Raw genomic sequence first — 19,076 nt, forward strand, 5'->3', positions numbered from 1 at the left:
CGGAGGCACACAGAGTCGATGGCCCGACAGCCCCGTTCAACAGCGCGAACGAAGACCTAACAGTCCCTTAGGACGGAGGCCGCGCGAGGGCGGGAATCGCGGCTACCCGTGTCTCCGGCCGCCGCGCAGCTCGAGCCGTTCGCCCGGGAAGTGCTCACGGAAGCTGCGGTCGTGCGAGACCGCCACCACCGCTCCCGGGTAGAGCGCGAGTGCCGCCTCCAGATCCTCGACGAGGTCGAGCGCGAGGTGATTCGTGGGCTCGTCGAGTACCAGGAGGTCGGCGGGCCGGGTCACCAGCGAGGCGATCTGGAGCCGCCGCTGCTGGCCCGCGGACAGCGCCGAGACCGGGACGTGCAGGTCCTCCGCACGGAACAGACCCAGCGACAGCAGCTCGTCGGCGTACTCGTCCGGCAGTCCGGGCCGTCCGGCAGCGAAGGCGGCGAGCAGCGGCAGCCGCGTGGAGCGGGCCGGGAGCTCCTGGGCCAGGTACCCGATGCGGGCGGGGCGGCGCACCGTGCCGGCGTCCGGTTCGAGGTCACCGGCCAGGACACGGAGCAGTGTCGTCTTGCCGGCCCCGTTCTCGCCCGTGATCAGCAGCCGCTGTCCGGGTGGGACGGTCAGGGCGCCGTCCAGACGCAGCCGGGTCCCGACCGCCACGCCCGTGAGCTCGGCGAGCGGACGTTCGTGGTCCTGGTGGGTCGGATGCTCGTCACCGGTTGCCGGCAGCGCCGCGGTGAACCGCAGCGGCTGCGGCGGTGCCGTCACCGGGTTGCGTCGCAGGTGAGCCAGCCGTTCGCGCGCCGCGCGCACATGGCCGCCGAGCTTCGCCTCGTGCGAGCGACGGTGCTTGCCGAAGCCCTGTCGCGGGTCCTTCCCGGTGGTGGCCAGTCGCTTCCCGGCGGCGTCCAGGAGTTCCTCGATACGGGCCACCTCCTGGACCCACTCGACGTGATCCTGCTCGGCGCGCCGCCGGGCGGCCGCCTTCGCGGTGCGGTATCCGGCCCAGCCGTCGCCGTGGCGATGCACGGTGCGCGCGTCTCGGTCGACCTCCAGGATCGCCGTGGCGACGCGCTCCAGGAACCCGCGGTCATGGGTGACGGCGACCACCGTGCCGCGGTGCGCGCGCAGGTGCTCCTCCAGCCAGTGCACGGCCGCCGCGTCGAGGTGGTTGGTCGGCTCGTCGAGCAGTAGCAGTTCGGGGGCGGCGGCCAGCACGCAGGCGAGGGCGAGCCGGGACTGCTCACCACCGGAGAGCGAGCCGAGCGGCCGGTCCCGGGTGATCCCGGTGAGCCCGAGCCCGTGCATGGCGGCCTCGACCCGTACGTCGGCCTCGTAGCCGCCGCGTTCCTCGTACGCGATCAGCAGCTCGCCGTACGCGGCGAGCTCGTCCTCGGACGCCTCGCCGAGACGCTCCTCCGCCGCGCGCAGCCGCCGCTCCATGTCGCGCAGTTCGGTGAGGGCGAGGTCGACGGCGTCCTGCACGGTGCAGTCCGGGTCGAGGTCGAGGGTCTGGGCGAGGTGGCCGACGCCGCCCGGGAAGCGGACGGTGAGTTCCCCGGCGTCCGGCGCCTCGGTCGCGGCGAGCAGTCGCAGCAGGGTCGACTTGCCGGAGCCGTTCTCGCCGATGACGGCGGCCTTCTCGCCCGGGCGGACGGTGAAGGTGACCTGGTCGAGGACGATACGGGTGCCGTAGGACTTGGTGACGTCCTTGACGGACAGCTGCGCCACGGCAGCGGGCATGGAGGTGTGGGCGCGTTCGCGCATGTGACTTTCCCTGGGGATGCGAAGGGTCTACGGGCGGCGGAAACGGCGGCGAGGGCCGTGCCCGGACTCAGCGGAAGTAGTAGAAAGTCACGCGTCCACCATAGCAAAACGAACCGTCTCGTCTCCAGTGGTATTCCCGGGCGTGAGCGGGCCCGACACCACCTGTTCGCACAAGAGAACCGATAGTGGGGTCCCGGGCGGCGTGAAACGGACGTGGCTGGGGACTTGGCGTAAGAGGCCGGTCGCGGCGGCGTTCCCCTGGGGGCCGGGTCCGGCCAGGCTCCTCTGGTTCAGACCACGAGCCGGGGGAGCCGCTCCTTATTCAGACAGGCTGCCGTGCTCGCAGATCAGCCGGGCGACCTCGCGGAGCTTGATGTTGTTCTCCTGCGAGTAGCGGCGGAGCACGTCGAATGCCTGCTCCTCGCTGAGGTCATGGCTGCCCATGACGATGCCCATGGCCTCGCCGATCATGTGGCGGGTGGCGACGGCGTGCTCCATCTGGGCATGCGTGCGGGCGCTGGAGAACGCGACCGCGGCATGGGAGGCCAACAGCCAGCCCGCCAGTTCACTGGCGTCGGTGAAGGCGCCGGCCTCGCGCGAGTAGATGTTCAGCGCGCCGAGATCCTCTTCCTCGGTGTACAGCAGGAAGCCCATCATGCTGCCGATGCCGAGCCGACGGGCCTCGGGCGCGTAGGAGGGCCACCGCGGCTCCTCCTCGGTGAAGTCGGGGATACGGCGAACCCGCTCGCCGTCCTTGGTGCGGGCGGCGTCGAAGCACGGCCCCTCACCCATCTGCTCCTGCAACTTGTCGCTCTCGACGACCAGCTCATGCGTGGGCGCCAGAGTCTGTACCTGCTTGCCGTGCAGCACCAGGATCCCGGCCGCGTGGCACCCTTCCACGAGCTCGACCGCGGAGTGCGTGATCCGTTCCAAGGTGGCGTCGACCGACTCCTGAGCCAGCAGATCCCGCGCCATCGCCGCCATCTGCTGCGCGAAGTGAGCCCAGTCCATCGCGTACGCCACCCTCCGGCTCGCCTCCGTCGGCCTTGCACCCAGCATGTCACGCACAGCGCGCAGGGGGCCCGGAGACGGCGAGGCACGTGGCGAGGCGGCAGAGGCCCCAGGGCGCCCCCGCCGCTCCGATAGGTTGCCGTGAGAGGCGCGATCTCCGTCCCCGTCGAAGGAAGCCCGATTTGAGCCCCTTGGAAGCGGTCGAGGTTCCCCACTCCCTGGCTTCGTCGTACGCACGCGCCTTCGGTGACGAGGGGAGGGCCTGGATCGCCGGCCTGCCCGCCCTCGCCGCGGACGTCCTGGACCGCTGGGACCTGCGACGCGATGGTGCGCCCGGCTCCGGGGAGGCCTCGCTGGTGCTGCCGGTGCTGCGCCGGGACGGCACGCGCGCGGTGCTGAAGTTCCAGATGCCGAGGGAGGAGACCACCGCGGCGCTCGTCGGGCTGCGTACCTGGGACGGCGGGGGCATGGTGCGGCTGCTCGACCATGATCCGGAGAGCGCGAGCATGCTGCTGGAGCGCCTCGACGCCACCCGCGCATTGACGTCGATCGAGGACGACGACGTCGCGATGGGCATCCTCGCCGAGCTCCAGTCCCGGCTGGTCCGCGTACCCGCGCCACCCGGACTGCGGGGTCTCGGCGACATCGCCACGGAGATGCTCGAACAGGTCCCTCGGGCCGTCACGATCCTCACCGACCCGGCGGACCGTCGGCTCCTGCTCGACTGGGCGTCGGCCGTGGCCGAGCTGGCCGGCGAACCCGGCGACCGGATGCTGCACTGGGACCTGCACTACGACAACGTTCTCGCCGCCGAGCGTGAGCCGTGGCTGGCCATCGACCCCGAGCCGCTGGCCGGCGACCCCGGGTTCGACCTGTGGCCGGCCCTGAACAGCGGGTGGGACGAGCCGGCCGCGAAGGGCGACACTCTGCGGGTCGTCCGGCGCCGCTTCGACCTCCTCACCTCGGTCCTCGACCTCGACCGCGCACGAGCGACCGGCTGGACCCTCGGGCGACTGCTCCAGAACGCGCTCTGGGACGTCGAGGACGGCGAGACCGCACTCGACCCGTCGGCCGTGGCGATCTCGGAGGCGCTGCTGAACCGCCCCAGGGAAGGGCGGGGGAGCGGCGGCTCGGAGCCAGGCGGGACAAGCGACGCTTGAGGCGACTGTCACTCGATCGGCCCTCCGGGCACGCGAGCGGCACGGTCATCACCCAGCCTGGCAGGGAGTCACATCCAGACGACCGGCTGGAGGACGAGATGACCACCCTGGACCCGGCTCTCAAGGCCGTCACCGACCAGATGAGGATCATCGGCGACGCGGACGGCGACGGTCGGATAGACATCGAGGAATTCCTGGCGGCCCTCAGAGGCATCGGGGTCGACAGGGCCCACGCCCAACGGGCGTTCGAGGAAGCCGACAAGGACCGCGACGGGGCCCTCGGGTACGAGGAGGCCGTGACTGCCGCGCGGAAGGCGTTGCAGTAGAACGGCAGCCCCGACCAGGTGGCCGTGATCCCGAAGTATGGGGCATTCAGCCCTTACTGTGACCTCGACGTCTTACTCCCGTGAACGAGATGGAGTTGGGGCCGTGGCGTTCGGGGAGTCGGCCCGTGAGGGCGAGCCGGGGCAACGTTCATGGGCCCCGCTGCTCGCGGTCTGCGCCGGGTACTTCATGGTGATCCTGGACGTGACGATCATCAACGTCGCCGTCCCGGTGATCGGCCGTGAACTGTCGGCCTCGCTCACCGGTATCCAGTGGATCACCGACGGCTACACCCTGGTCTTCGCCGGGTTCCTGCTGACAGGCGGCGCACTGGGCGACCGGCTCGGCAACCGCCGCGTCTTCTGCTCGGGCGTCGGCGTGTTCACGGTGTCCTCGGCCGCGTGCGCCCTCGCGCCGACCGCCCCCTTCCTGGTCGCCGCCCGCCTGGTGGAAGGGCTCGGCGCGGCACTGATCGTGCCCGGCTCCCTGGCCCTGCTCCAGCAGGCCTACCCGGCACCGGCCGCACGTGCGCGGGCCTTCGGGCTGTGGGGTTCGATGGCGGGCATCGCGGCCTCCGCAGGCCCGCTGCTGGGCGGCCTGCTCGTCACCACGGTCGGCTGGCGCTGGGTGTTCCTCATCAACCTGCCGGTCGGCGCGGCCTGCCTCGCACTGACCCTGCGACACGTGTCCCCCTCGCCCCGGCGCGCCACCCGAGCCCTCGACTGGCCGGCCCAGTGCGCGGTCGTCGCGGCGGTGGCCCTCCTGACCGCATCGCTCAACGAGGCCGGGCGGCGGGGCTGGTCCGACCCGGCGGTACTCGCCGGCCTCGGCCTGGCCGTGCTGGCCGCCGCGGCGTTCGCGGTACGCGAGCGACTCGCCCGCGCCCCCGCCCTCCCCCTGGACCTGCTGCACTCACGCGCGATGAGCGGCGGTGCCGTCATCGGCCTGCTGTTCAACTTCGGCTTCTACGGCATGGTCTTCACCGCCAGCCTGGAGTTCCAGCACCAGCGCGGCTACAGCGCACTCGAAACCGGGCTGGCGCTGTTCCCGGCGGTCGCGATGACGATGTTCGCCTCTGTCCTGTCCGGACGGCTGACCCGCCGTACCGGCGACCGTCCGCTGGTGGTCTCCGGCATGCTCCTGGCCGCACTGGGCCTGGCCGGCTGGGCCGCCGCGGGATCGGACCCGGCGTACGCGCTGCTGGTCGCACCGATGATGGCCGCGGGCTTCGGCACGTCCTTCGCGTTGACCGGCTCGACGGCCACAGTGATGGGCGCCGCGCCCCCGGCCTACTCGGGCACCGCCTCCGCCCTGTTCAACACCACCCGCCAGGTCGGCAGCGCCACCGGCGTGGCGCTCGGCGGCAGCCTCCTCGCCACGGCCACCGACCACAGCACCGGACTGCGCACCAGCATGGCGATCGGCGCCCTCGCGTACCTCATCGCCGCGGTTCTCGCATGGCGGTGCGTTCCGCCGAAGCCCCGGGCGGCGTAGCGGCGTTGGCGGCGGACCGCCCGCCGGAAAACCAGATGCAGGGCCTCGACGATGGCGGCTAGCGTTTGGGGTGTTCAGGTGCGCAGGCTGCGGCTACTTCGCCTCTCAAGCGGGTAACGCGGGTTCGAATCCCGCCATCGGCATCACCGGCCGGTGTCGTCCAGCGGCCCAGGACGCCTACAGTGCCGTCGCCGACCTCGATCTCTGAACACCTGTGACGCGAGCCGCCCGCCGCGGAGAACACCGCCGGGCGGCTCGGTCGCAATCGGTTGCCGTGGGCGTCCCACCCGGGACAACCCGCGGTAGCCAGCCGGAACATGACGTCGAATCAGCCGTGAGGCTATACGCTGCGACCCTGTGACCGGAATCGATCTTGTCAACGGGATGGTCGGCGCCGTGTGCGGCATGGTCGTCGCCATCCTGTTCCAACAGCCGCTCCAGGACGCCTGGTTCAGGCTCCGCCGCCGATTCGCCACCAGGGTGCGCAGCCTGACGTACCGTGAGGACGGCTCCCCGCTGTCGACCTGGTCGACGTTCTCGATCGGCCCGCTGCACACCTCCGCCCTCATCGTGGAGGGCGACGGCGAGCAGGCCATCGCACCGGAGTCGGTCCAGGTCCGGGTACTCGACGGCGAGGCGGTCCTGCCCGAGGAGATGGCGCCCTGGCGGGCGGAGATCGAGGCGGCGGAACAGCAGGCCGAGGAGACCGGCACACGCGTCCGCACCTGGAACGGCCCCCGCTACGCCGTCGAGGGCCTGGAGATCTCCCGTACCGCACTGGAGGAGCAGCCGGAGGTGCTCCTGCGGCTGCGCCCCACCGACTACTTCACCTTCCTCGCGGCACAGCAGCTCGACCGCCGGCTGCCCGACGGGACCACTCCGCGCGGCCGCTACCTCGACCCCGACCGCCCGCTGGACGCTCCCGCCTTCCTGCAGTGCAGCTTCGGCGTGAACGTCGCCGTGGTCACGGCCGACCACCTGCTCGTCGTCAGCCGCCGCGCCCACAACGTCCGCTCCGGGCCCGGTCTTTGGGGCTCCTCGGTGAACGAAGGGCTCTCCCGGCACATCGACTCGGCCGGCCGCAGCGCGCCCGACCTCCACGAGGTGGCCCGGCGCGGCATGCGCGAGGAACTCTCCCTGGAGCCGCACGAGTACACGCTCACCATGCTCGCCTTCGTCCTGGACGTCGAACGGCGCCAGTGGAGCGCCCACTTCATAGCCCATCTCACGAACCTGCGGGGCGAGGCGCTGCGCTCCCGCATGTCACGGGGCGTCGCGGACAGGTGGGAGCACCAGAGCATCGAGTACGTCCCGTTCCGCCCGGCGGACGTGGTCCGCTACCTCCTGCGCCCGGACCGCATCCGCCGCTGGGCCGCCGTCAGCCCGGCCCTGTACCACCTGGCCCTGGTCCACACCCATGGCCGAAGCGCCGTGGAACGCGCCGAGGCCCAGGTCGTGCGCCGCCTGAACTGAAGCGGCGGCCGGGCCTGGAACCGGGTGGCGGTCAACGTCAGTTCGGCGGTACGACGGTGATGACGAGGCCGCCGGTCTTCTGCCCGGTCTCGACGTACCGGTAGGCGTCGGCGATCCGCTCCAGCGGATAGCGCCGGTCGATGACGGGCCTGAAGCCGCCGGCCTCGATCAGCTCCCCGATGTGCCGCACGATCTCCTGATTCTGCCGCGGAAAGGGGAACTTCACCCTCCTGCCGCGGAACAGAGGGGTCACGAGCGGCAGGAGCACGTTCTGCCAGCCGGGGCCGAGCTCCGACGACAGATACAGCCCGCCGGGCTTCAGCAGCCGCCTGCACCGGCCGAAGGTGCTCTTGCCGACGGCGTCGAACACGGCGTCGTACCGTTGCTCGTCCTCGGTGAAGTCCTGCGCGGTGTAGTCGACGACCCGGTCCGCGCCGAGGCCCTTCACCAGCTCCACCCGGGCCGTGTCGCACACCGCGGTCACGGTGACCCCGTGGTGCTTGAGCAACTGCACCGCCGCCGAGCCGATGGCGCCGGTGGCGCCGTGGACCAGGACGGCCTGCCCGGCGCGCACTCGGGCGACGCGCAGGAACGCCAAAGCGTAGTGCGCCCCCTCGGTGGCGGGGGCGGCCTCCTCGAACGTCACCGCGTCGGGCATCGCCGCGATCGAACCGCCCTGCGGAACCGCGAGGTACTCGGCATGGGCGCCGAACTCGCCCTCGTTGTAGCCGAACACCCGGTCGCCGACACCGAACGACGTGACACCGCCGCCGACCGCTTCCACCACACCCGCGTACTCGGTCCCGAGCACGAGCCGCCGCGGCCGGGTCAGGCCGGTGAGCGCGCGCATGAAGAACGGCTTGGCCGCACGGTAGGCACAGTCCGTACGGTTCACCGTGGTCGCGTGGACCTTTACGAGTACGTCGTCCGCACCGACCGTCGGCTTCTCCACCTCGGCGACGGTGACCACCTCTGGCGGCCCGTACCGGTTGTGCACCGCTGCCTTCATGGCCGAACCGTAGCGGCAGGGCTCCCTAGGCGTCGCCCGGGGAGACCCCTGACCCGGCCCCTATCTCTCCCCTAGGTGGGCCGGGCGGTTCCCGGTATGTGATGACGGCTGCCAGATCCGCGCCCGCCCTGAGCAGGGCCACGGTGCGTGCGGCGATCCGGTCGAGGCGTTCGCTCAGGAGGCGCTGGGTCTCCTCCCGGCCGTCCAGCCGGTGGAGCGAATCGACGATCTCGCGCACTGCGGGGATGCCGTGTCCGGTGTTGCGCAGGGCCGCGACGATCCGCGCCGCGCGAATGGCCGGAAGGCCGTAGCGACGCGCTCGCAGGGAGGTCACCCGGTCGGGGACGACGAGTCCCTCCTCCTCCCAGAACCGCAGGGTCGAGGGGCGGACGTCGAGCGCTCCGGCGAGCTGCGTGATGGTCATAGCGTCGCCGTGGAGCTCGATCTCGGGCGTCACCGCCTCGCTCTGGATCGCCTGCAACGCCTCCTGAGCCCGCAACGCCTCTTCACGCTCGCGTGCAAGCCGCACGTGCAGCTCGCTGATCGCCGAGGCGGCCTCGGCGAGGGTCCGATTGCGCAGTCGGCTGAGCACCTCCCGAGCTGTGACCGGCCCCACGGCGGTCGCCAGCCCTCGATAGGCGTCAAGGGCGTGCACATGGACGGACGCGTAGGCGCGATAGCCATTGGCCGACCGAGCGGCCGGGGGGATGACTCCCAGCCGCTCCAGGTCGCGGACCTGCTGCACCGAGTACCCCGAGGCTCTCGCGACATCGACCGTTCTCAGCGGCGCCGGCCGCGCACCGCTCGAAGCCTCGCTCATCGCCGAACCCCACAGAAGCACTTGAAGGTGATGCTTGAACCATGAGTATGGAACAGATCATCGCCGCCGTGCGCGGCCTCGACGGCGCCCTCGTGCTCCTCCCGGGACCGGAAGGCGACTTTCCCGAGCTCGCATGGGGTGACGCGTTCTTCTACTACGCCCCCGACGGCCGGATCCCGCACAACACCCAGCCCTACGGAACCATCGTCACCAAGGACTACCCCGACGACACGGCTTGCGACCTCGACCCCCCGGACCGCTGGCGCGTGAACATCCACGTCGACCGCGCCACGTTCAAGGAACTCACGGGGGAGGAGCCCCGCAGCACCCACCGCCCCCGCGACTACACCTCCACCGACACCGTCCTGCCGCACCCCGTCTACGGCGCCTTGAGCTGGCTCTGCGTCGTCAATCCCGGCGAGCGGACAGCGGACACCGTCGTCCGTCTGCTGCGGGAGGCTCACGAGGCGGCTCGGGCACGGGCCGCCCGGCGGCAGGACCTGTGATGGGCCCCTGTGATCTCGGACCCCGACCCGTCCGGCTCACACCACCCAGGACAAGCCGTCCTCGGTGACCGTGAGTGCGCCGGGGGCGGGTGCGGTCGGGGCGTCGAGGGGGCCGCCGTAGAGGGCCTGTTCCTGGAGGGCGTTGCCGGTGCGGAAGGTGTTGGTGACGACCTCGGTGGTGAGGAGGGGGTTGGTGCGGGGCTCGTCGGGTGCCGTCAGGTGGTCCACGGCGGCGTCGAGTTCGGCCGCGGCCGCGCTCCAGTAGGTGCCGAGTCGGCCGGTCGCGCCCACCGCCTCGTCGCCGGAGGCCACCCCGCCGGCCAGTTCGGCGAAGGCGGCGACCTCGTCGATGTCGACCTCGGTGACCTTCTTCGCCGCCCAGAAGTACGAGTCCTCGTTGCGTTCCATGTCGTAGAAGGCGATGAGGAAGTCGTAGAACACGCCGTACTCGCGGCGGTAGCGCGCCTCGAACTCCGCGAAGCCGCGTTCCTCGGGGACGCTGCCGTCGAGGGCGGAGTTCACCGCGCGGGCGGCCAGCAGGGCGCCGTACGTCGCCAGGTGGACGCCCGAGGAGAGCACCGGGTCGACGAAGCAGGCGGCGTCGCCGACCAGGGCCATGCCCGGGGTCCAGAGGGACGTCTTCCAGTAGGAGTAGTCCTTGCGTACGCGTACCCGGTCGTACGGCTGCTCGGTCGCGACCGGCACGTCCGTGAGGAGCCGGGCGACCTCCGGGCATGCCTTGATCATGTCCTGCCAGGCGGCGCGCGGGTCCTGCTGGACGGCCGGGTAGTGCTCGGGCGAGATCACCGCGCCGACGCTGGTCAGGTCGTCGCGCAGCGGGATGTACCAGAGCCAGCCCGCGTCGAACGCGGCGCAGAAGATGTTGCCGCTGTTGGGTTCGGGGAGCCGTTGCCCGCCCGCGTAGTAGCCGAACACGGCGAGGTTGCGGAAGAAGTCGGAGTACACGCGCGCTCCGCCGACCTTGCCGTGGAGCCGGCTGGTGTTGCCGGACGCGTCGATCACGTACCGGGCGTGTGCCGTGCTTGGCGTCCCGTCCCGGTCGGTGTACTCGACGCCGTGCACCCGCTCGCCCTCGGTGAGCACACGGCGTACGGGGCTGCCCTCGCGCACCTCGACACCGACGCGTTCGGCGTTGCGGAGCAGGATCTCGTCGAAGCGGGACCGCTCCACCTGGAAGGCCGTCGCCGTGGGTTCCGGCAGGCGGGGCGTCATGGCGAAGGAGAACTGCCAGGGCTCGGGGGTCCGGCCCCAGCGCAGGGTCCCGCCCCGCTTGAGGGTGAAGCCCGCCTCGGCCACCTCGTCGGCGACTCCGAGGATGCGGCACAGGCCGTGCACCGTGGCGGGCAACAGCGACTCGCCGATCTGGTACCTGGGGAAGGTCTCCCGTTCCAGCAGCAGTACCCGGTGACCGCGCAGGGCCACGGCCGTGGCGGCGGTCGAGCCGGCCGGCCCGCCGCCCACGACGATGAGGTCGTAGTCCGAGGTCATCAAGGGCTCCTGTTCCGAAGTGAGGCTGGGTACGTGGCCGCCGCCGTGTGTCATCGTGTGATCAGCCAACTGCGGATCGCTGCCGCCGTGCTGTCGGCGTCCCTGTTGAGTACGGAGTAGTGGTCGCCCGGCAGGTCCGCGCTGTCGTGCGGCAGGGGCCACCGCGGCTGCCAGTCCCGTTCGGGGTCCGCCTCACGCATATGGGATGTGGGGCGGCCGCGGAGCAGCAGGGTCGGGACCGGCGACGGCTCGGGCTGCCAGTTCTCCAGCACGCGCGCGTAGCCGCCTCCGGCGATCAGCAAGGCGTCGTCCAACTCGTCGACGATGTCGGCCGGCAGGGCTGCGCCCGCGGACATCAGGGCCAGCCCGCGCGGGTCGTCGCGGCGCAGCACTCCCGCGTGGGTGTCGATCAGGATCACGCCGGCGGGCGTGTGTCCCGTCTGCGCCAGGTGCCGGGCCACCGCGTGAGCGACCACACCGCCCGCGCAGTAGCCCACGAGGACCGGTGCCTGGTCCGTGGGCAGGGAGCGCACGGTCTCGGCGTGCGCTCGCACCAGCGCTTCCATGCCGTGGGGGACGGCGGCCCGGTCGGTTCCGAACCCCGGGTGCTCCAGCAGGAACAGGTCACGTTCGCCCTTGAACTGCTCGGCGAGAGCGGTGGGGATGCGGTGGAGCGGGGTCAGGTAGTCGGGGATGTAGGCGATCGGCGCGCTGTCGCCCTGGGCGAGCCGGACCGGCGGGGTCGTGTGGCCGGTGTGGTCGCCGTCGGGGATGGTCGGAAGGGCGTAGGACGCGAGGTAACGCAAGGCCATCGCCTCCAACGGCCCCTTTTCGCGCAGCACTTGGTGGTAGACGGCGCTGAAGCGGTACGAAGGCACCGGGGTGTTGGGCTCCGCTAGCGCATCGCGGGAGTCGGCCTCGGCTTCCTCCGGCGTGGCGGATCCGTCCCGCACCGGCGGCAGCGCGCCCGCGTCCAGCAGAGCGGCATGGACGTGCGCGGCCAGCTCGGACGGGGTGGGGTACTCCAGCACCACCGTCGGAGCCAGTCGCACGCGCGTGAACGCGCTGATCCGGTTGCGGACCTGCACGGCGGTCAGGGAGTCGAAGCCGAGTTCCGTGAAGGGGCGTTCGGTGGGCAGTGCGGTCGGGTCCGGGAAGCCCAGGACCGCGGCGACCTCGACGCGGATCAGCTCGGCGAGGGCCGTCTCGCGTTCGTGCGGGGCGACGGAGGCGAGCCGCTCGCGCCACGAGCCGGGTGCCTGGGCCACCCCTGCCACAGGCTCCGCCGCTTCGCCCGGGGGCCCGGTCGTCGGCGTCGGCAGCAGGTCCGCCAGGACAGCCGGCGCCGCTGAGTCGGTCACCGCCGCCAGGTCCAGCGGGATCGGCACGAGCACCGGCTCCGGGATCCGCATCGCCCTGTCGAGGAGACGGACGCCTTCCGCCTCCGTGATGGACAGGACACCGCCCTCGTTGAGGCGTTCCGGTGTGACGCGGGCAGCCATTCCTTCGTCGTCGGCGGTGGTCCACGGGCCCCAGGCCAGGGCCTGGGCCGGCAGTCCGTGCGCGGTCCGGTGCCGCGCGAGTGCGTCCAGGAAGCCGTTCGCGGCCGAGTAGTTCGACTGGCCAGGTCGGCCGAGCACGCCGGCCGCCGACGAGTACAGCACGAAGGCGGACAGGCCGAGGCCCTTCGTCGCCTCGTGCAGGTGCCAGGCGCCGTCCACCTTCGGCGCGAGCACGTTCGCCAGCCGGTCGGGGGTCATGCCGTCCACCACGCCGTCGTCCACCACCCCGGCAAGGTGGAACACCGCGGTCGGCGCCGGAAGGCAGGACGCCAAAAGCGCGTCGACCGCCGTACGGTCGCTCACATCGCACGCCACCACCCGCACCTTGGCGGGCAGGTCGGCCACCCGGTCCGGAACCCGGCCACTACGGCCGGTCAGCACCAGGTGCCTGACCCCGCGTTCGGCGACCAGGTACCGGGCGAGGCTCGCGCCGAGCGCGCCGGTGCCGCCGGTGACGAGCACTGTGCCCTCGGGGTCCAGGGCGGGCGGCTCCGCGGTGGGCGGATCCGCGGGGGTCAGCCGGGGTGCCAGAGGGAGGCCGTGACGCAGGGCGACCTGGGGTTCGCCGGTCCGTAGCGCCCTCTCCAGTTGTTCGGGTGCGGCGGGAACTCCGCGCCGGTCGACCAGCACGATCCGGCCCGGGTGCTCGGACTGGGCACTGCGCACGAGGCCTGCGACCGCAGCCTCGGCGAGGTCCGGGTCGTCGCCGGTGGCGTTGTGGGTGAGCACCAGAAGACGGCCCGGTCGAGCGTCGGCGGTCCAGTCGCGTACGGCCTCCAGCACCGCCGTCAGAAGCCGTCGCACACGGTCGGGCCGGGTGGCGTCCTCGGGCAGGGCGGCGGCCAGTTGGGCCACGTCGAGCAGCTCGTGCTCCGGGCTCGCGTCGGGCGTCGGCTCGGTGGGCCGCCAGGTGAGGCGGTAGGTCTCGGCAGGTGTGGTGGCCGAGGCGGGCATCGCGCGGGTGACCAGGGACTCGACCGCGGCGAGGGGACGGCCGGCCGGGTCGGTCAGGGTGACCCGGAACTCGTCCGGGCCGAGCCGCCGTACGACGGCGCGCGCGGCGGAGGCACCGGTGGCGTGCACCGTGACGCCGGTGCAGGCGAGCGGGGCGCGGGGCTCACGCGGTCGGTCGCCCGGTTCCTCGGCCAGGAGCGCGGCGTGCAGAGCCGCGTCGAACAGGGCGGGGTGCAGGGTGTACGAGCTCGCGGTCGCCGTTTCCGCGGGGGACAGCGCCAGTTCGGCGAAGACCTCGCCGTCCCGTCGCCACAGGGCGGTCACCGCGCGGAAGGCCGGGCCGTAGTGGTGGCCGTGTGCCGCGAGGCGCGCGTAGTCCACCGGGAGCCGCTCGGCGTTCGGGGGCGGCCAGGCCCCGGGCGGACCGGTCGGCGGCGTCTCGGCCAGGGGTGCCTCGGTCTGCCGTGCCTCGGTCGGCGGTGCCTCGGCCGGAGTAGTCGTCGCGGTGGCGTGTCGGGTCCACGGTCCTCCCACGGCGTCGGCCGCGCGGGCCCACACGGTGACCGGCCGCCCGCCCGATTCGTCCGGTGCCCCCGCCACCACCTGCACCCGCACCCGGTCCGTCGTGGAGAGCACCAGCGGCTCGTGGAAGGCCAGTTCGGCCAGCCGCACGGCCCCCGCGGTGCCGGTGGCCCGGCACGCCAGCTCGGCGAAGAGCGTCGCGGGCACCACCACCCGCTCGCCGATCGCGTGGTCGGCGAGCCAGGGGTGCTCGGTGGCGGACAGTACGGCGGTGTGCCTGATCCCGGGCCCGTCGGCGTCGGGCTGGGCGTGCCCCATGAGGGGGTGGCCGGACGGGGTCCGGTGCCGGACCGCGTTCAGCCAGTAACGCTGCCGCTGGAAGGGGTAGGTGGGCAGCGGGCGCCGACGGGCACCGCTGTCGGAGTACACCGACCGCCAGTCGACCGGCACGCCGTGCACATGCAGCGAAGCGAGCGCCTCGACCGCCGTACGTGGGTCGGGGCACGACATGAACACCGCGTCCCTGTCCGGCGCGACGCACTCCTCGGCCGCCATGGAGAGTGAGGCGGCGGGGCCGGCCTCGACGAACGCAGTGACGCCCTCGTCGGCCAACCACTCCACCGCGTCGGCGAATCGAACCGTCTCCCGTGCCTGCCGCACCCAGTGCTCGGGGTCGACGAGCGCGTCCGGCTCGGGACGGCCCGTCAGTGTGGACACCACCGGCACGGACGGCCGGTGGTAGGTCACCGACTCCGCGACCGCGCGGTACTCGGCCAGCATCGGATCCAGCAGCGGCGAGTGAAACGCGTGGCTCACCCGGAGTCGCCTGGACGGCCGCCCGATGGCGGTCGCGAGCGCGGTCACCGCGTCCTCGGCACCGGAGAGCACGACCGACGTCGGTCCGTTGACCGCCGCGATCGCGATCGTCGCCGAGACCTCGTCGGGCAACTCAGCCAGTTTGTCGGTGACTTCGGGCAGTGGTGCGCGGACCGCGATCATCGCGCCGTCGGAGGGCAGCGCGGCCATCAACCGGCCTCGGGCCGCCACCAGACGCACCGCGTCGGCGCGCGAGAACACGCCCGCGATGTGCGCGGCGGCCAGCTCACCGATCGAGTGCCCGACCAGGTAGTCCGGCCGCACTCCCCAGTCGGCGAGCAGCGCGTGCAGGGAGACCGCGAAGGCGAACAGCGCGGGCTGCGTGTAGTCGGTGCGGTGGAGAAGAGAGTCGTCCGGAGCGTCGATGACCTCCAGCAGGGGGCGGTCGAGATACGGCGTGAACTCCTCGCACAGTGCGGTGAACGCCGTGTCGAAGACGGGGAAGGCGGCGCGTAGTTCGCGGCCCATTCCGGAGCGCTGGGCGCCCTGGCCCGTGCAGAGCAGGACCGTCCTCGGGCGGGGGAGTGCGGTGCCGCGGAGCAGGGACGGCCCGTCGACATCGTTGGCTTCGGCGCCGTCGGCCAGAACTCGCAGTCCGGCGAGCAGGCCCTCGGCGTCGGTGGCCAGGACGGCGGCCCGGTGGGACAGCGATGTCCTGGTCGTCGCCAGTGAGTAGCCGACGTCCAACGCCGCCGACCTGTCGGTCACTTCGGCCAGGGCCGCGGCCAGGCTCGCCGCGTGGGCGCGCAGACCGGCCTCGTCGCTGCCGCTGACCAGCCAGGGGGTGATGGGGAGCCGGGGCGTGGCCGCACCCTGTGCGGTTGTCGGATCCTCCGCCTCCGCGGGGTCGGAGAGCGGGGCCCCTTCGGCCGACGGCTCCTCGATGATCACGTGGGCGTTCGTTCCGCCGATGCCGAAGGACGAGACCGCCGCGCGGCGTGGGCCGTCCGGGCGGCGTGGCCACGGCCGGGCCCGGGCGAGCAGGCGCACCGCACCGGCGGTCCAGTCGACATGCGGTGACGGTTCCTCGGCGTGGAGCGAGGCGGGCAGTTCGTCGTGCCGCATCGCCTCGATCATCTTGATCACGCCCGCCACCCCCGCCGCGGCCTGGGTGTGCCCGAGGTTGGACTTGACCGAGCCGAGCCACACCGGGTCGTCCGGGTCGCGGTCCTGCCCGTAGGTGGCCAGCAGGGCGCCGGCCTCGATCGGGTCGCCGAGTGCGGTCCCCGTGCCGTGGCCCTCGACCACGTCGATGTCTGCCGTGCCCAATCCCGCGTCTGCGAGGGCCAGTTGGATGAGTTCTCGCTGTGCCTCGCCGTTGGGGGCGGTGAGGCCGTTCGACGCGCCGTCCGAGTTCACGGCGGAGCCGCGCAGCACGGCCAGCACCGGATGCCCGTTGCGTCGGGCGTCCGACAGCTTCTCCAGCAGCACCAGGCCGACGCCCTCGGCCCACGCGGTACCGTCCGCGCCTGCCGCGAACGAACGGCAGCGGCCGTCAGCCGAAAGGCCGCGCTGACGGCTGAACGCGATGAACGGCTGCGGACTCGACAGCACCGTCACTCCACCGGCCAGCGCCAGCGTGCACTCCCCGGCCCGCAGCGACTTGGCGGCCAGATCCATCGCGACCAGCGACGACGAGCAGGCCGTGTCCAGGGTCATGGCCGGGCCGCGCAGCCCCAGGACGTAGGAGATACGGCCGGACGCCACGCTGCCCGACGAGCCGATGCCGATGTGCGACTCCAGCTCGTGCGCCGGGACCCCGCTGCCGTAGCCGACGTGCATCAGCCCGACGAACACGCCCGTGTCGGTGCCGCGCAGCGTCGGTGCCGGGATGCCCGCGCGTTCCAGCGTCTCCCAGGCGACCTCCAGCAGCAGGCGCTGCTGCGGGTCGGTGGCGAGTGCCTCGCGCGGCGACATGCCGAAGAACAGCGGGTCGAAGTCCGCCACGCCGTCGAGGAACCCGCCACGGCGGGTGTACGTCGTGCCGAGCCGGTCGGGGTCGGGGTGGTGCAGGGACGCGAGGTCCCAGCCCCGGTCGGTGGGGAAGTCACCGGTCGCGTCCACTCCGTCGGCCGCTACGCGCCAGAGGTCCTCGGGCGTGGTCACGCCGCCCGGGTAGCGGCAGCCGACGGCGACGATCGCCACGGGCTCGGCCTCCGGACCACGCGGCGGAACCGAGGCCGTGCGTACGTCCGTTCCGTGCAGCCGGGTGTCCAGGTAGGTGGCGACGGCGGCCGGGTCGGGGTGGTCCCAGACCAGCGTCGCGGGCAGGTGCAGCCCGGTGCGCAGGCTGAGCCGGTGCCACAGCGTCATCGCGTCCATGGAGGTCAGGCCCAGGTCGGCGAACGCGATGCCGGGGTCGGCGGACGAACCGCGGATCGCCGCGGTCTCCGTGCACACCAGGTCGGTCAGCGCGGCCCGCCGCTCGCCCGGAGTCCGGCCGGCCAGCCGTTCCAGCGTCGGCTCGGCCGGACGTCCCGCGAGCGCCTCGCGCAGCAGGGCCCGGCGCGGCTTGCCCGCGGCCGTGCGCGGCACGGCCGGCGTGAAGAGGACCTCGTCGGGCACCTTGTGCGCGGAGAGCACGGCGGCGCAGGCTCGCAACAGCCCCGCCGCGTCGAGCGTCTGCTCCGCGGGGACCACGAACGCCACCGGAACCTCACCCAGCAACGGATGCGCCCGCGCCACCACGGCAGCGTCCCGCACCCCCGGCAGACGCCGCAGCACCTGCTCGACCTCGGCCGGGTCGACGTTCTCGCCGCCGCGCACGATCCGGTCGTTCAGCCGGCCGGTCACCGTCAGACAGCCGTGCTCGGCGATCCGGCCCAGGTCACCGGTGCGGTACCAGCCGTCGCGCAGGGCTTCGGCGGTCTCCTCGGGGCGGTTGTGGTAGCCGAGCATGACGCCGGGGCCGCGTACCCAGATCTCGCCCACGCCGTCGGCGCTGTCCTGCCCGGTCTCCGGATCGATCAGCCGGACGTCGGTGCCGGGGAGCGGCGTCCCGCTGCCGCCGGTTGCCCGGAGGCCGTCCGGTGTCTCCATGGCGATCTTGCCGCAGGTCTCGGTGCTGCCGTAGCCGTCCAGGAGCGGGGCGCCGAACCGCGTCTCGACCTGGTCCCGCAACTCCGGCTCGCTGGGCGCGCCGGCGGTGACACAGAACCGCAGCGAGGGGACCGCGCCCAGGCCCGCGTCGAGCAACTGCCGGTAGGTGAGCGGCACTCCGCCCAGCACGGTCGGCTGGTACTCCTCGACGAGCCGGAGCAGTGCGGCCGGCTCCGGTGCCGCGGTGATCCGTGCGCTTGCGCCGGCCACGGTGGTGCCCAGGACGCACAGCGAGTGGGCGTAGGTGTGCGAGAGCGGCAGCGGCCACAGCACCCGGTCCGTCGCAGACAGACCGAGTCGTGGCAGATAGCAGGCGACCGGGGACCACAGCGCGGAACGCTGGCTGGACACCGCGGCCCGGGAGGTGCCCGAGGTGCCGGATGTGTAGAGCAGCCAGGCCGGTTCGTCCAGGCCGAGATCGTCGGGCGGCGCGGAGTAAGGGCCGGTGGCGAGATCCTCGAACCAAGTGGCGTCCGGCGGCGGGCTTCCGCCCTCGTCCGCGCCGCCCCCGGTCACGACCAGCCGGATCGACCGGTCCGCCGTCAGCCGGGCGATCCTCGGCAGGTTCCGCCGGTCGGTGACCAGTACCGCCGGATCGCAGTCGGTCAGCAGGTCCGCGAGTTCGGAGTCGGTGCCGCGCGAACTCAGCGGCACGCCGATCGCCGCGGCCCGCACGGTGGCGAGGAGACCCTCGACCAACTCGACGCTGTTGTCCAGGCAGAAGGCCACCCTGGCACCGCGGCGGACCCCCAGCCCCGTCGCCAACCGGGCCGTACGGCGCTCCAGTTCGGCCCAGCTCACTGCCCGCCGGTCATCGGTGAACGCGGTCTTCTCGCCATGCCGTAAGGAGTTCTCGACGAGCAACTCCGCGACCGGCCGGACCTCGAACACTCCCGCCACACCCACCAGTTGTCCCCCCTCGCTCGCACGCCCGCGCCACGTCGGCTCCTTGATCAGCGTACGACGGTGGCGCGGAAGCGCAGTCGGAACGAA

Annotated in this window: 11 protein-coding genes; 5 read left to right on the top strand and 6 right to left on the bottom strand. The window is 72.5% G+C overall.

Going from position 1 to position 19,076, the window contains the following annotated elements:
• Positions 1 to 102 precede the first annotated feature (102 nt).
• Positions 103 to 1,740, bottom strand: coding sequence for a ribosomal protection-like ABC-F family protein (abc-f, locus tag CP983_RS41760; protein WP_373309855.1), 1,638 nt, complete (start codon positions 1,738 to 1,740; stop codon positions 103 to 105).
• 342 nt (positions 1,741 to 2,082) lie between these two features.
• Positions 2,083 to 2,775 (bottom strand): GAF and ANTAR domain-containing protein, encoded by a 693-nt coding sequence (locus tag CP983_RS41765; protein ID WP_107910116.1) that lies wholly within the window; start codon positions 2,773 to 2,775, stop codon positions 2,083 to 2,085.
• A 182-nt stretch (positions 2,776 to 2,957) separates the two neighbouring features.
• On the opposite strand from CP983_RS41765, the gene CP983_RS41770 reads away from it, so the two are divergent.
• The 4 genes from CP983_RS41770 (at position 2,958) to CP983_RS41785 (ending at position 7,226) form a co-directional block, all read left to right on the top strand.
• Positions 2,958 to 3,935: an aminoglycoside phosphotransferase family protein gene (locus CP983_RS41770; protein WP_150505681.1), complete on the top strand. Its 978-nt coding sequence runs from the start codon at positions 2,958 to 2,960 to the stop codon at positions 3,933 to 3,935.
• A 98-nt stretch (positions 3,936 to 4,033) separates the two neighbouring features.
• Positions 4,034 to 4,261: an EF-hand domain-containing protein gene (locus CP983_RS41775; RefSeq protein WP_150505683.1), complete on the top strand. Its 228-nt coding sequence runs from the start codon at positions 4,034 to 4,036 to the stop codon at positions 4,259 to 4,261.
• Positions 4,262 to 4,364: 103 nt separating this feature from the next.
• Complete coding sequence (locus CP983_RS41780) at positions 4,365 to 5,753, top strand: MFS transporter (RefSeq protein ID WP_150505685.1); 1,389 nt, start codon at positions 4,365 to 4,367, stop codon at positions 5,751 to 5,753.
• Between the two features lie 357 nt (positions 5,754 to 6,110).
• Positions 6,111 to 7,226, top strand: coding sequence for a hypothetical protein (locus tag CP983_RS41785; RefSeq protein WP_150505686.1), 1,116 nt, complete (start codon positions 6,111 to 6,113; stop codon positions 7,224 to 7,226).
• Between the two features lie 37 nt (positions 7,227 to 7,263).
• On the opposite strand, the gene CP983_RS41790 is transcribed toward CP983_RS41785, so the two are convergent.
• Positions 7,264 to 8,235: an NAD(P)-dependent alcohol dehydrogenase gene (locus CP983_RS41790; RefSeq protein ID WP_189748919.1), complete on the bottom strand. Its 972-nt coding sequence runs from the start codon at positions 8,233 to 8,235 to the stop codon at positions 7,264 to 7,266.
• Positions 8,236 to 8,260: 25 nt separating this feature from the next.
• The gene (locus CP983_RS41795) at positions 8,261 to 9,055 is read right to left on the bottom strand and encodes a MerR family transcriptional regulator (RefSeq protein WP_150505688.1); all 795 of its coding nucleotides are present in this window, start codon (positions 9,053 to 9,055) and stop codon (positions 8,261 to 8,263) included.
• A gap of 47 nt (positions 9,056 to 9,102) precedes the next feature.
• On the opposite strand from CP983_RS41795, the gene CP983_RS41800 reads away from it, so the two are divergent.
• A complete protein-coding gene (locus CP983_RS41800; RefSeq protein WP_150507204.1) occupies positions 9,103 to 9,561 on the top strand; it encodes a DUF6194 family protein in 459 nt (152 codons plus the stop codon).
• A 36-nt stretch (positions 9,562 to 9,597) separates the two neighbouring features.
• Here CP983_RS41800 and CP983_RS41805 read toward each other — a convergent pair whose 3' ends face one another.
• The gene (locus CP983_RS41805; protein ID WP_150505690.1) at positions 9,598 to 11,070 is read right to left on the bottom strand and encodes a tryptophan 7-halogenase; all 1,473 of its coding nucleotides are present in this window, start codon (positions 11,068 to 11,070) and stop codon (positions 9,598 to 9,600) included.
• 50 nt (positions 11,071 to 11,120) lie between these two features.
• Positions 11,121 to 18,989, bottom strand: a complete 7,869-nt coding sequence (locus CP983_RS41810; RefSeq protein WP_150505692.1) for a type I polyketide synthase — start codon at positions 18,987 to 18,989, stop codon at positions 11,121 to 11,123.
• Positions 18,990 to 19,076 lie beyond the last annotated feature (87 nt).

The sequence above is a fragment of the Streptomyces chartreusis genome (assembly GCF_008704715.1).
Classification (GTDB): domain Bacteria; phylum Actinomycetota; class Actinomycetes; order Streptomycetales; family Streptomycetaceae; genus Streptomyces; species Streptomyces chartreusis.

Bases quoted from the DNA above. Each gene is read 5' to 3' on its own strand.
- CP983_RS41805 (WP_150505690.1), bottom strand. From the start codon at position 11,070: ATGACCTCGGACTACGACCTCATCGTCGTGGGCGGCGGGCCGGCCGGC.
- CP983_RS41800 (WP_150507204.1), top strand. From the start codon at position 9,103: ATGGAACAGATCATCGCCGCCGTGCGCGGCCTCGACGGCGCCCTCGTG.
- CP983_RS41775 (WP_150505683.1), top strand. From the start codon at position 4,034: ATGACCACCCTGGACCCGGCTCTCAAGGCCGTCACCGACCAGATGAGG.
- CP983_RS41765 (WP_107910116.1), bottom strand. From the start codon at position 2,775: ATGGACTGGGCTCACTTCGCGCAGCAGATGGCGGCGATGGCGCGGGAT.
- CP983_RS41790 (WP_189748919.1), bottom strand. From the start codon at position 8,235: ATGAAGGCAGCGGTGCACAACCGGTACGGGCCGCCAGAGGTGGTCACC.
- CP983_RS41795 (WP_150505688.1), bottom strand. From the start codon at position 9,055: ATGAGCGAGGCTTCGAGCGGTGCGCGGCCGGCGCCGCTGAGAACGGTC.
- abc-f (WP_373309855.1), bottom strand. From the start codon at position 1,740: ATGCCCGCTGCCGTGGCGCAGCTGTCCGTCAAGGACGTCACCAAGTCC.